This window comes from Acinetobacter sp. 161(2023), from assembly GCF_037027805.1.
Taxonomy (GTDB): domain Bacteria; phylum Pseudomonadota; class Gammaproteobacteria; order Pseudomonadales; family Moraxellaceae; genus Acinetobacter.
The window spans coordinates 109,601-123,374 of the sequence record NZ_JAZEYD010000002.1; the positions used below are offsets into that span (position 1 = coordinate 109,601).

Consider the following 13,774-nt stretch of genomic DNA (forward strand, 5'->3'; position numbering starts at 1 on the left):
TTAGTTATCCTCAAAATTACGCTGATGTAATTGATAATAAGCACCGTGTTTTTCAAGAAGTTCTTGATGTGTACCTTGCTCAACAATTTGCCCTTGATCCATCACTACAATAAGATCAGCATTTTCAATCGTTGACAAACGGTGTGCAATAACGATCGTTGTGCGATCTTGCATCGCTCCATCAAATGCTTGCTGAATAAAATGTTCCGATTCATTATCGAGAGCACTTGTAGCCTCATCTAAAATTAGAATTGGAGCATTCTTTAAAATTGCTCGAGCAATTGCAATTCGCTGACGCTGACCACCTGATAGGTTTAGACCTTGTGCACCTAAAACAGTGTCATAACCGTTTGGTAAATTCATAATGAAGTCATGTGCATATGCTGCTTTTGCCGCTGCATAGATTTTTTCATCTGATGCACCTTCCAGCTGACCATATGCGATATTTTCCCGAACAGTACGGTTAAATAATATAACTTGTTGATTTACCATTGCAATTTGCGTGCGTAGACAAGAAAGTTCAATGTCATTAATTGGCAAATCATCTAAATAAATTTGCCCACTCGATACTTCTTGAAAACGTACCAACATGTTGACTAATGAACTTTTACCCGCACCTGAACGACCAACCAATGCCACAGTTTGACCTGGACGAATATCTAAAGAAAAATCTTTAATGGCTGCTACACTATCAGCATAATTTAATGTCACATGATCAAAACGGATTGCCCCATTTAATTTAGGTTTCAATTGGCCATTGTTTTGCTCTTCAGGTAAATCTAGCAGTTCAAAAACAGAATGAGCTGCTGCTAAACCACGTTGTAGTTTTTCATTAACATCAGTCAAGCTTTTAACTGGTTTTGAAAGAAGCCCCGCTGCTGTAATATAAGCAACAAACTCACCCGCACTCGTATTACCTAAAATCTGAGGCCGTAAAGCTAACCACACAATAAGCGCCATCGCACAAGCCATTACCACCTGAACAACTGGACTATTCAGGTTTTGTACAATCACCATTTTTAGCCCACGCTTTAAGTTCTCTTCTGATGACGTATAGAAGCGTTTCTGTTCAGATTCCTCTCCGGCAAAAGTTTTAACTACTGCATTACCATTAATACTTTCTTGGACAACATGATTCACATCTCCCATCGTATCTTGAACTTGTAATGAAAGCTTGCGCATACGTTTTGAAGCTTTACGTACTAATATGCCAATCAGTGGTAAAAATACAATAATGCATAAGGTAAGGCGCCAATTGGTATAAAACAGATATCCAAGTAAGCCTAAAGTCACCATACCATCTCGAACAATAGTCTTCAGCGATTCAGAAGAAGCCGCTGTGAGCTGTTCAACGTTATACATAATTTTGGCAGTAATATGACCAGATGAATTATCTAAATAATATTGAGCTGGTAGTCTTAAAAGTTTCGCATAAACTTCCTGACGAATACTAAAAACCAAACTGCGTGAAATTACCGCAGTATAGTAGCCACCCATAAATAGGCCTAAACCACGGAAGAATACTAATAAAATAATTAATAACGGGAACCAATCCAAATCTGCTCTACTGCTGTTTTGAATTGCATCAATAATAAATTTAATCAATTTAGCAACGGAAACTTCTGTTGCTGAGTTAATACCGAACCCGATAAGTACTAATAAGGCCACGCCCCAATAAGGTTTTAAATAGGCAATGAGACGCGTATAAACCTTAAAATCTTGATTCACTCAGAAAAACCTCTAGAAGGAACTTTGGTACTAATATTGATGTTAACAAAACCGAGTTGTCCTGCTACATCCATAACGCGAATTACATCCTGATGAGATGCTTTGGCATCCGCAGCAATGATGAACATAAAATCACGGTGCTCTTGAGCAACTTGCTTAATCGCAGTACTCAGATCAGCGACTTCTTTAGACGAAAGTGCTTGACCATTCACAGCATAATGACCAGCAGAGTCTACCACGACTTCAATTTTATGATCGTACTGTTTTGGTGGAACACCTTGTGCATCTGGTAATGTTAAATTGATGCGACTTGGCTGATTAAAAGTGGTCGATAGCAATAAAAAAACCAAAATAAACAGCAAACAGTCAATCATAGGCGTTAAATTGATATGAATGTCTTCAACCTGAGAACGTTTAAATTTCATCTGGCTTTCACCTTAACCAACACGGCGGTGTTCAGCTGCAGAAGAAGAACGTTTATAGAACAATGAGGCATGAAATAGGGTCGATTGCTGTTCTAATTCAGCAATATAATCTTGCACTACTCTTTGAAAATAGCGATAGGCAATTAAAGCTGGAATTGCAATTAACATTCCAACAGCTGTGGTAATTAATGCTTTAGAGATACCAGGGATCATTAAACTTGGACTACCAGCCGATCCAAAGTCAATAACGAGAAATGACTCAATAATTCCCACTACAGTACCAAGCAACCCAAGCAGCGGCGCTACAGCACTTAGAGTGCCCAGAAAATTAATATTTTTTTCCAAATAAGAAATTTCTTGAGAAGCTGCCACTTCCATTTGTGCACGAGCAAATTGCTCACCATGCTCGCGATGCTCAAAACCTGCTTTTAGAATATGTCCCAATGCGCTACTTTGCACTTCTACATTTTGCTCTAAACTTTCAACGATATCTTCAGCGCATAAAGCCCCCTTACCGCTTAATGCTTCGGGTAGAACTTGTGAACGTCTTAACCGAACAAAACGCTCAATACTGATCGCAACAGTTAAAATCGAGCATAGAATTAAAGGCAGCATCAACCAGCCACCCGCTCTCACAAGTTCCCACATATTTTCTTCCCCAAGAATATAAAATTAGAAATACATGACCCAACTACAAATTATTCTGGCAAACAAATATTTAAAATGCCATCTAACTCATCTAAGGTATGATAATGAATAACAAGCTTACCCTTACCTTTTTGGTTATGATCAATTTTTACATTAGCGCCAAAACGCTCTGATAATTTTTGTGTCAATTGCTCAATATCTGGTGCTACAGGCGCTTTTTCCTTTTCCTGCTTAGGCTCACTTCTGTCACGCACCAATTGCTCTGTTTGACGAACGGACAATCCTTTCTCGATTACAATTTTAGCAACTTCTAATTGATCTTTACCTTTCAAGGTCAAAATTGCTCGAGCATGCCCCATATCAAGCTGGCCTTGCTGCATGAAATCTTTAATATCATCAGCCAAACTCAATAACCGCAATAGATTGCTGACAGTAGTACGTGCTTTACCTACCGTGTCGGCAATTTCCTGATGACTTAGACCAAATTCATCATGAAAACGCTGTAAAGCTATTGCTTGATCAATTGGATTTAAATCTTGGCGCTGAATGTTTTCAATTAACGCTAATGCAATTGCAACCTGATCATTTAAATCACGAACAATTGCTGGAATTTCAGTTAAGCCCGCAATTTGTGCTGCGCGCCAACGACGTTCACCCGCAATGATTTCAAATGGATGAGCTTCATCATCAACTGGACGGATGACAATAGGCTGCATCACCCCATGTTTTTCAATAGAAGATGCCAACTCTTGTAAATCATGCTCATGAATAAAACGACGTGGTTGATATTCACCACGTTTCAGTAAATTCACATCAACTTGCTTTAACTGTCCGTGGTCTAACGCCTGCGCTTCAAGTTGTAATTTTTCTTTTTGAATTGAACCAAGTAATGCATCTAAACCACGTCCTTTAGCCAACCCGCGTTTTTTGATGCTCATACTTTACTTCCTTTCTTCACTTTACTTCTCTTTAACATCTCAGCTGCAAGATTTAAGTATGCAACCGCACCTTTAGAACTTTTTTCGAAATAGATAACAGGCAACCCGTGTGCTGGCGCTTCTGCTAAGCGAACATTACGTGGAACAACAGTATCATAAAGTTTTTTGCCGAAATACTGCTCTAGCTCTGCAGAAACATCACGTGTTAAAGCATTTCGTGCATCGTACATCGTACGTAATACACCAATAATTTCTAAATCAGGATTGAGTGCTTTTTGAATACGATCAATGGTCTGGGTTAAATCAGCTAAACCCTCTAATGCATAATATTCGCATTGCATTGGAATAATTACACTATCCACAGCAGCCAAAGCATTTACAGTAATCAAACTCAAACTTGGAGCACAATCCACAATGATATAGTCAAATGAGTTTCTGATTTCATTCAAAGCATTCTTTAGAATGAATTCACGACCTTCCTGCTCTGCAATAGCGAGCTCTACACCTGAAAGCTCACGATTAGAGCCTAGAACTTTATATCCAACTTCTGCTTTTTGAATGGCAGTTTCAATTGGAACTTCGCCAAGAAGAACATCTGTAATTGAATACAAAAGCTCATTCTTTTGAATACCAGACCCCATCGTAGCATTACCTTGTGAGTCCATATCTACAAGTAATACACGTTTTTTTAATACAGCTAGAGACGCTGCAAGATTTACTGCAGTCGTTGTTTTACCAACACCACCCTTTTGGTTTGCAATCGCAATAATTTGAGCCATGGTAACCTTAATACTTTTTTATTTAGATACGTTGAAGTAAAAGTAAATGACGTTGTTCATCAAGTCTTGGTACGCGCAGTTCAATCACTTTACATGAAAAGTCCTGCTTGAGCTGCTCAATTTCGTCAACTGGCACTATACCTTTCATCGCTGCAATTATACTGCTCTGATGAAGGTATGGCTGAGCCGCATCTACAAAGTCCGTTAAAGAAGCAAAAGCTCGACTTGTTATGACGTCAAACTGGCCAAGCTCATCAATTGTATCTTGATTCTCAACACGTGTTTGTACTGCCACAACGTTACTTAATTTAAGATCAGCAATAAATTGCTTCAAAAAACGAATTTTTTTACCATTAGAATCTAAAAGAACACATTGGCGTTGTGGCTGACAAAGAGCAACAATCATGCCAGGCATACCACCGCCTGTACCCACATCAAGCAGTCTACCTTCAGGTAAGTCATTTAAAATACTTAGACTATCCAACAAATGCTTCACTAACATTTCTTTCGGATCACGAATTGCTGTCAGATTATATGCTTTATTCCAAAGTACCAAAGCATCTTGATACTTTAACAATAATGCCAAAGCTTCATCGCTAAGCGATAAACCTAATTTTTGACTACCCTGTTGTAACTCTTGAAAAAACGGATGCATAAACAGATAACATCTAAGTAAAATTTAAAACAAAGTATACCCATTTATGCATCGTGGAACACTAGTTAACGATTAGGGATTACACACTTAATCGTAGAAGCCTTCACGAATTTGCAAATCTAGCTCCATTAAACGCTCAGGCGTTCCCACATCTACCCATGCACCTTTAAGCTTTTCACCAGATATTTTTTGATTGTGCATTGCTTGTTTCAACAGTGGAGCTAAAGGACGTTTACCAGGTTCCAATCCATCAAAAAGCTTAGGATGGATAATAGACACACCACTAAAAGTGAGGTTCTCACCCGTCACATCTTGATCGAATGTAAAAACGCTTCCATCCAATAATGTAAAGTCACCTTCAGGGTGCTGTTTAGGATTATCAACCAACACAAGATGTGCTAAATCATCATTTAGCTGAATATGGCGTAGACCTTCAAAATCCATTGTGGTCCACACATCTCCATTCACCAGAATAAACGGATCTGTTCCAAGTAGTGGCAAAGCGTTAATAATTCCACCAGCTGTATCCAGCCCTTCATCCTCTCGTGTCCAACGGATATCCACACCAAATTGAGAACCATCGCCTAAGCTGCTGATGAGTTTATCGGCCAACCATGCAGAATTGATGATGATTTCGGTCACACCAATTTTCTTAAGTTTTTCAATATGCCATACAATAAGCGGCTTACCGCCTACCTCAAGCAGAGGCTTTGGTGTATATAGCGTGAGTGGACGCATCCGATTACCCAAGCCAGCGGCAAGAATCATTGCCTTCATTATGCTACTACCTCGTAGTTACCATATTTCGCGATAAACTTAGGCATAACTATGTCATTTATGAATAACATAAATTCATCTAGTTCAGCATAACCACGACTTTCTTCGAGTAAATACCACATGACTCGCGGCAAGTCTTTTAAGTATCCAGACTTACCATCACGTTCAAACAGACGTACAAAAATGCCCAAAATTTTAATATGGCGCTGAATGGCCATTAAATCTGCATCACGCTTAAACTGTTCAAAACTGCGGTTCTGCATAGCAGACTCAGGTAGTAAGTCATAAAAGACTCTAAACCATTGATATACACGCTCTGCATTCCACTGAACATAAGCATCACGAGTAATCGAGATTAGGTCATAAGTATCAGCACCAATCACGGCATCCTGAAAATCAATTACTCCAAGCTCTGATTCATCTGCAATTTTCATCAAATTACGACTGTGAAAATCACGATGTACAATCACTTGCGGCTGAGCCAATGCAGTTTTTGCCAACAAATCAAAAGCCTCATCAATTACCTGTTGCTGCTTTGCGTTTGGAGTAATTTGCAAAGATGGCAGCATCCAGTCAGTTAATAGCCTCATTTCAGTCAACAATTTCTCATAAGAGTATGCAGGAAACTGCTCCTGACCATTCACAGACTGCAAGTGAATCAGCTGTTTAAAGCTTTGCTCATAATATTTATCGACTGTTTCATCATTCAATAATGTCGATAACAGCACATCACCAAAATCTTCCAATAACAGAAAACCCTGAGCTAAATCTTTCGCGACGATCTGCGGTACGCGTACATCATGGCCTGCAAAAAATTCGTCAATGGTCACAAACGGAACACAGTCTTCTTTTTCTGGAGGGGCATCCATGAGCATATACGTTTTATTTTGTAACTGGATACGCGCATAACGGCGGAAGCTTGCATCACCTGCCAAAAAAGCGATCTTAAATTGATCATTTTCAAGAACAGATGTAAGCCATGTATATATCAATTGTTCACGTTGTGTATTCATTTGCAATAAAATCTAAAACAAGCTGAGATTTTTGAAGGGTTAAGTGTAGCCACTTATAAACTTTTTCTCTATGATGCGACAATAATTAATTGTGAATTAGCATACTTGGTTAATGAGACAATGAAGCATCAGTTTAAATTTAATCCCTTAGCGACAGCTATTTTTACGCTCTTATGTGGCTCCATACAATCAAGTTATGCTGAGTCAGCTGATGTTGTCTCCAATATAGACAATAATCAACTTAAAGCGAGCATCAAAGAAGCCTACCCAGGTCAAGAATTCTTTCAACAGTATTATGTTGATAAATCTGCACCTGAGGCACAGCTTCGTAACAATAAATATTTAAGCTCGGCATTTTGCCAGGGTACATGGGTTACACCGATTAACCCTGAGACCAAAGCCCTAACTGCCGATAAAACGACTTCTGTCGTTACGGCTAATTATGGGCATTATAATCCTGCTGGTGACTCAGTATTAGAAGGCGACGTCGTTATTGATCAGGAAGGACGCACAGTTCGCGCTGACAAGGTTACGATTGATAAGACCCAAACCTTTGCCCATGCACAAGGCCGAGTACAACTTGCTCAAGGGGGCTTGCTCTCTCAAAGTGATGAGATTGATTACAATTTAAAAACTCAAACTGGCAATTTAGACAATAGTTTTTATATTTCTGAACAGCAACATGCCCACGGTCATGCAGGCAAAATCGAAAAAACATCGCCAAATGTGATGGTTCTAAACGATGCTACATATACCACTTGTCCACCAGGCCAAAAACCTGCATGGAAAATCCAAGCTAACAAAATTGAGCTAAATCAGGAAACTGGTCGTGGTGTTACACGCGGAACAAAAATCTATGTTAAAGATGTTCCTGTCATAGCCGTTCCGTATTTCAATTTCCCAATTGATGACCGACGAACCACAGGTATTCTTACTCCTCAGTTTGGATTCTCAAACGATGGCGGTGTTGAACTTTCAGTACCTGTATATTTAAACCTTGCACCTAATTATGATGCAACGATCACTCCACGTTATTTAGCCGACCGTGGTGCAATGTTACAAGGTTCGTTCCGATATTTAACTGATGGCTTCGGTTCAGGTCAAATATGGGGTGGCTTACTTCCATCTGATAAAAAATATGATGACAAAGATCGTAAAAATTTCAATTTCCTTCATAACTGGGATATTAACGATCAGTGGTCTACTAACCTTGAATATCGCTATGCATCGGATAAAGATTATTTTGCTGATTTAGATAACAGCCCTAACTCTAAAACTGATGTAAATCTACGAAGAGCATGGGAATTAAACTATCAGCATGGTATTCCAGGCCTAAAAGCTCAGCTTAAAGTTGAAGATTTCCAGACACTTGATCCTCTCATTTCTGATGCAAATAAACCTTATGCCCGTTTACCACAGTTCTTATTAAATTATGTCACTGGTAACCCGCTAGGTTTACAATACGAATTTAATAACGATACGGCATATTTCAAAAAGTCAATTGATGACGGCTCTGCTCAAGAAAGCAGTGGTACTCGTATTTACAACCAATTCGCAACGCGCTATAACTACCGCACACCAGCAGCATTTGTTATTCCTGAAGTGTCTGTACGTTCTATTCAAACATTCTATGACAAAGATAGTATCGCCTCACAAGGTCTAGATGCCAGCTCAGAATCTAAATCAGTAGTTGTACCTCAGTTTACTTTGGATAGTGGGCTGACTTTTGAACGAGAAGGTAAATATCTTCAGACAATTACCCCTCGCGCATTTTATGCTTATGCTCCTTACAAAAATCAGAACGGTTATCCAAACTTCGACTCAACGTCAGCGTCGGTTAATTATGATCAATTATTTAACCCATACCGCTTCTATGGTCATGACCGCCTTGAAGACAACAACTTCTTATCACTTGGTGTAAGTTATAGCCTTTTTGACACAGTAGGCTTAGAACGTTTACGTGCAAGTGTAGGCCAAAGCTATTACTTTGAAGATCGCCGTGTTACTTTAAACGAACAAGATGAGATTGATACCGAACGTAACACCGGTCCAGTTGTCAGTTTAACAAGCCAGTTAAACCAAAATTTCACTATCGCAGCCAACTCAGCATGGATGTCTAATGGTGATAACGCTCAGCGTGATTTCCAAGTTTATTATACTGGAGATAAAGGAAATCTATATAACTTAGGCTACTTCTACCGCAAAGATATTCCTGGCCGTCAAGATACTTACGATCAAGTTGTTGCATCGTTTATACAACCAATTAAAGACAATTGGCGTATTATGGGCCACGTACAATATGACATGGACAATGATGTCGCCCGTGAAATTTTACTCGGTGTTAATTATGAATCATGTTGTTGGGGTATCTCGGTCTATGGCCGTTCGTACTACAACGATCTAGATGATCCAAAATCTCCAAACGTTAGTGAAAAACGTGCGATTATGGCCGAAATTACACTAAAAGGTTTAGGTGGTTTAAACAATAAACTCGCATCTTTACTTGAAAATCGCGTTTTAGGTTTTAACAAAATTAATCAATCTTGGACACAACGTTAATGAAGACAAAGCATCTTAAACAGTTTTTTAAAGCAACGACCCTTGCTGCCCTAATCTCTTCATCAATGCATAGTTTTGCCCAACCAGCTGATGAAGTTGTGGCAATTGTGGACAATAGCGTAATTTTAAAAAGCGATCTTCAACAAGGGATGACTGAAGCCGCTCACGAACTACAAGCACAAAAAAAAGAGGTTCCGCCTCAGCAATATTTACAATTTCAGGTGTTAGATCAACTCATCTTGCGTCAGGCACAACTTGAACAAGTTAAAAAATATGGTATCAAACCTGATGAAAAAAGCTTGAATGAAGCTGTATTAAAAGTAGCAAGTCAATCTGGATCTAAAAATTTAGAAGCCTTCCAGCAGAAGTTAGATGCTATGGCACCCGGGACTTATGAAAATTTACGCGGTCGAATCGCTGAAGATTTAGCGATTAATCGTTTGCGCCAGCAACAAGTCATGTCTCGTATTAAAATTAGTGATCAAGATGTAGAGAACTTCTTAAAATCACCTCAGGGACAAGCAGCTCTAGGAAACCAAGCACACGTACTTCATGTGCGTATTGCTGGTGATAATCCACAGGAAGTTCAATCAGTGGCTCAACAAGTTCGCTCAAAACTTGCTCAGAGCAATGATTTAAATGCCCTCAAAAAGCTTTCAACTTCGACTGTAAAAGTTGAAGGTGCTGATATGGGATTCCGTCCTCTTTCTGACATCCCAGCCGAACTTGCTGCTCGTATCACGCCACTGCAAGATGGTCAAACAACTGATTTAATCTCTGTACGTGATGGTGTACATGTTCTAAAACTCTTAGAACGTAAGCAAAATGAACAAAAAGCTTTAGTACCTCAATTTCAAACTCGCCATATTCTTATTCAACCTTCTGAGGTAGTAAGCCCTGAAAATGCGAAACAAATTATTGATAGCATTTACAAACGATTAAAGGCTGGTGAAGATTTCGCCACACTTGCTGCAACTTATTCAAACGATACAGGCTCGGCACGTGATGGCGGCAGCTTAGGCTGGGTTACACCAGGCATGATGGTGCCTGAATTTGACAAAAAAATGCAGGAAATTCCTGTAGGTGAAATCAGTCAACCTTTCCAGACCCAATTCGGTTGGCATATCTTACAAGTAACTGAAAAACGTGAAAAAGATATGACCCATGAATATCAGGAACGTATGGCACGTCAAATTTTAGGAGAGCGTCAATTTAACACCGAAATTGATAGCTGGTTACGTGAAGTACGTGCGAATGCTTATGTAGAAATTAAAGACCCAAGCCTCGACAAAAAGAACTTGCAGAAGTAAGTTAATTTCTCTTTATCAAAACCTGTGTTTATTACAGGTTTTTTTATAAATAAAAATTAGCTAATAAAAAAACCGGTTATATGAATAACCGGTTTCTATAAATCAAACCCTAACGGGAATTATTTATAACGATCAACCATTTTCTCTAAAGAAATTGGACGGATCTTGTCAGCATTACCTGCCGTACCAAAAGCTTCATAACGATCGATACAAATTTGCTTCATTGTATCAACTGTTTTAGCAAAGTATTTGCGTGGATCAAACTCAGATGGGTTCTCAGCCATAAACTGACGAATCGCACCGGTTGAAGCTAAGCGTAAATCAGTATCAATATTGATTTTACGTACACCGTGTTTGATTGCTTCTACAAGCTGCTCAACAGGTACACCATAAGTTTCGCCAATATTGCCACCGAACTCATTGATTACCTTTAACCATTCTTGCGGAACAGAACTCGAACCATGCATTACAAGGTGAGTATTTGGTAATGCTGCATGAATTTCTTTAATGCGGTCAATTGCCAAGATATCGCCTGTAGGTGGGCGCGTAAATTTATACGCACCATGTGAAGTACCAACTGCAATTGCTAGTGCATCAACATTTGTATCAGCAACGAACTGAGTCGCTTCTTCAACAGAAGTTAAAAGTTGTGAATGGTCAAGCACACCTTCTGCACCAACACCATCTTCTTCACCAGCCATACCAGTTTCAAGGCTACCTAAACAGCCAATTTCACCTTCGACAGAAACACCACATGCATGTGCTAAAGCAACAACATTACGCGTTACATCAACATTGTATTCGTAAGATGTAGGTGTTTTACCATCTACACCTAATGAACCGTCCATCATTACTGAGCTAAAGCCAAGCTGAATTGAACGCTGACAGATATCAGGGCTTGTACCATGGTCTTGGTGCATTACCACTGGAATATGTGGCCATTCTTCAATTGCAGCCAAAATAAGATGGCGTAAGAATGGAGCGCCTGCATATTTGCGAGCTCCAGCTGATGCTTGAACAATTACAGGTGAATTGGTTGCATCCGCGGCAAGCATGATTGCGCGCATTTGTTCTAAATTATTTACGTTAAATGCTGGTACGCCGTAGTTATGTTCAGCAGCGTGATCCAAGAGCTGGCGCATTGAAATGAGTGCCATAATATCCTCCCAGGTAGTGGGCCTTATTCTACCCTTTCATTTATTTCAATTCAGCAACAAATCACAGTATTTCAAAAAAAATCCCCGCATATGCAGGGATTTTTTAACAAAAAACAACAAATTAATGTGTTTCTGAAGCAGTAACCTCAGTTGGTGCACTACCTTCAACCACATCAGTATTCTTTTCATCTAAAACTGGCTTATCAATCGCATCAATTGCTGCTTGTTGCTCAGGTGTTACTTTTTCAGAAATAGCAGTAGAAGCTGCCGCCGATTCTTGTCCAGCCTGAGGTGCTTCATCTTTCTTAGCACAAGCAGTCAACATCATCGGTACAATTAACAGAGCAGCAAATGTAAGCTTTAAATTCATCACTATTGTCCACAGTTGGTGATTTAATGCCCGCTATTTTATTGCAGATATATGACAGTTTGATGACCTATCCATGAAAAAAGGGACTGGTAACCCAATCCCTTCTTATTTTTAGATAACAATATTAAGCACGCTCAAGTAAAACAGCGACTGCTGGCAAAGTCTTCCCTTCAACAAACTCAAGGAATGCGCCGCCACCTGTAGAAATATAACCAATTTGATCAGCAACGTTATATTTATCAATCGCAGCTAAAGTATCTCCGCCACCCGCAATAGAGAAACCAGCAGATTGGGCAACAGCAAGAGAAAGTGCTTTAGTACCTTCACCAAACTGATCAACTTCAAATACGCCTACAGGACCATTCCAAAGAATCGTTTTTGAAGTCGTTAAAATATTTGAAAATGCTTTAGCTGTTTCCGGACCAACATCCAAAATCATATCGTTTGATGTTACATCTTCTACTTTCTTCACAACTGCTTGTGCTGCTGCCAAAGAACCTAAGAAATCTTCAAAATTAATTTGTGAAGCATCAGCAACTACAACATCTGTAGGAAGTGGAACACTTACTTTCGCTGCAATTTGTTTTGCAGTTTCAACCAAGTCAGCTTCATATAATGATTTACCAACATTAAACCCAGCCGCTGCCAAGAATGTATTTGCAATACCACCGCCAACAATCAGTTGATCACAAATACTAGAAAGTGAGTTTAGAACATCAAGTTTAGTTGAAACTTTAGAACCTGCAACAATTGCAACCATAGGTTTTTCAGGCGTTTGCATTGCACGGCCTAGTGCATCTAATTCAGCTGCCAATAAAGGACCAGCTGCCGCAACTGGTGCAAAACGAGCCACACCTTCAGTAGATGCCTCTGCACGGTGAGCAGTACCAAATGCATCCATCACAAATACATCACATAATGCAGCATACTTTTGTGAAAGTTCTGGATTATTTTTCTTTTCACCATGGTTAAAGCGCACATTTTCAAGCAATACAACTTGACCAGCTTTAACTTCTACGCCATCTAGGTAATCTGTTAACAATTTAACTTCTTGACCCAATACTTCTGTTAAATAAGCAGCTACTGGCGCAAGTGATTGTTCCGGCTTTGGTTCACCTTCAACAGGACGACCTAGATGCGAAAATACCATCACAGCTGCGCCTTTTTCTAATGCAGCTTTAATAGTCGGTAATGCCGCGCGCAAGCGAGCATCGCTAGTAATCACACCATTTTTGACAGGAACGTTTAAATCTTCACGAATAAGGACACGTTTACCTGTTAAGTTAAGGTCAGTCATACGCTGAAAATTCATGTAAAGCTCTCTTTATGATTTTAAAAACGCCCCAATTTTAAATGATTACATCAAAAAAGGTTAGTTTTTTTGCATAAAAGCTGTAGAAAGCCTGAGTTTTGAT

General features: G+C 39.4%; 13 protein-coding genes. 2 read left to right on the forward strand and 11 right to left on the reverse strand.

The window, feature by feature from the left end; all coding sequences use genetic code 11:
- The 8 genes from msbA to WA249_RS02270 form a co-directional block, all read right to left on the reverse strand.
- Positions 1–1,728, reverse strand: coding sequence for a lipid A export permease/ATP-binding protein MsbA (gene msbA / locus WA249_RS02235; protein ID WP_336166265.1), 1,728 nt, complete (start codon positions 1,726–1,728; stop codon positions 1–3).
- Positions 1,725–2,153 (reverse strand): ExbD/TolR family protein, encoded by a 429-nt coding sequence (locus tag WA249_RS02240; RefSeq protein ID WP_004642621.1) that lies wholly within the window; start codon positions 2,151–2,153, stop codon positions 1,725–1,727. Before WA249_RS02240 ends, msbA begins: the two co-directional genes overlap by 4 nt.
- Before the next feature lie 12 nt (positions 2,154–2,165).
- Positions 2,166–2,801 (reverse strand): MotA/TolQ/ExbB proton channel family protein, encoded by a 636-nt coding sequence (locus tag WA249_RS02245; RefSeq protein ID WP_336166267.1) that lies wholly within the window; start codon positions 2,799–2,801, stop codon positions 2,166–2,168.
- A 50-nt stretch (positions 2,802–2,851) separates the two neighbouring features.
- Complete coding sequence (locus WA249_RS02250; RefSeq protein ID WP_016138313.1) at positions 2,852–3,739, reverse strand: ParB/RepB/Spo0J family partition protein; 888 nt, start codon at positions 3,737–3,739, stop codon at positions 2,852–2,854.
- Complete coding sequence (locus tag WA249_RS02255; protein ID WP_336166270.1) at positions 3,736–4,518, reverse strand: ParA family protein; 783 nt, start codon at positions 4,516–4,518, stop codon at positions 3,736–3,738. The genes WA249_RS02250 and WA249_RS02255 overlap by 4 nt, the downstream gene beginning before the upstream one ends.
- 22 nt (positions 4,519–4,540) lie before the next feature.
- Positions 4,541–5,173 carry a 16S rRNA (guanine(527)-N(7))-methyltransferase RsmG gene (gene rsmG, locus WA249_RS02260; RefSeq protein ID WP_336166271.1) on the reverse strand — a complete coding sequence of 211 codons (633 nt, stop codon included), beginning with the start codon at positions 5,171–5,173 and terminating at the stop codon, positions 4,541–4,543.
- A gap of 87 nt (positions 5,174–5,260) precedes the next feature.
- On the reverse strand, positions 5,261–5,950 hold the full coding sequence (gene murU, locus WA249_RS02265; RefSeq protein WP_336166273.1) for an N-acetylmuramate alpha-1-phosphate uridylyltransferase MurU: 690 nt from the start codon (positions 5,948–5,950) through the stop codon (positions 5,261–5,263).
- Positions 5,950–6,963 carry an aminoglycoside phosphotransferase family protein gene (locus WA249_RS02270; protein ID WP_336166275.1) on the reverse strand — a complete coding sequence of 338 codons (1,014 nt, stop codon included), beginning with the start codon at positions 6,961–6,963 and terminating at the stop codon, positions 5,950–5,952. The genes murU and WA249_RS02270 overlap by 1 nt, the downstream gene beginning before the upstream one ends.
- Before the next feature lie 120 nt (positions 6,964–7,083).
- Here WA249_RS02270 and WA249_RS02275 point away from each other — a divergent pair, with 120 nt between their 5' ends.
- Positions 7,084–9,522 carry an LPS-assembly protein LptD gene (locus WA249_RS02275; protein WP_336166277.1) on the forward strand — a complete coding sequence of 813 codons (2,439 nt, stop codon included), beginning with the start codon at positions 7,084–7,086 and terminating at the stop codon, positions 9,520–9,522.
- On the forward strand, positions 9,522–10,832 hold the full coding sequence (locus tag WA249_RS02280) for a peptidylprolyl isomerase (protein WP_336166278.1): 1,311 nt from the start codon (positions 9,522–9,524) through the stop codon (positions 10,830–10,832). The genes WA249_RS02275 and WA249_RS02280 overlap by 1 nt, the downstream gene beginning before the upstream one ends.
- Positions 10,833–10,951: 119 nt before the next feature.
- Here WA249_RS02280 and fba read toward each other — a convergent pair whose 3' ends face one another.
- From fba to WA249_RS02295, 3 genes are all read right to left on the reverse strand, one after another.
- The gene (gene fba, locus WA249_RS02285) at positions 10,952–11,989 is read right to left on the reverse strand and encodes a class II fructose-bisphosphate aldolase (protein WP_003651441.1); all 1,038 of its coding nucleotides are present in this window, start codon (positions 11,987–11,989) and stop codon (positions 10,952–10,954) included.
- A gap of 121 nt (positions 11,990–12,110) precedes the next feature.
- Positions 12,111–12,359 carry a hypothetical protein gene (locus WA249_RS02290; protein ID WP_336166280.1) on the reverse strand — a complete coding sequence of 83 codons (249 nt, stop codon included), beginning with the start codon at positions 12,357–12,359 and terminating at the stop codon, positions 12,111–12,113.
- 124 nt (positions 12,360–12,483) lie between these two features.
- Positions 12,484–13,671: a phosphoglycerate kinase gene (locus WA249_RS02295; RefSeq protein ID WP_336166281.1), complete on the reverse strand. Its 1,188-nt coding sequence runs from the start codon at positions 13,669–13,671 to the stop codon at positions 12,484–12,486.
- Positions 13,672–13,774 lie beyond the last annotated feature (103 nt).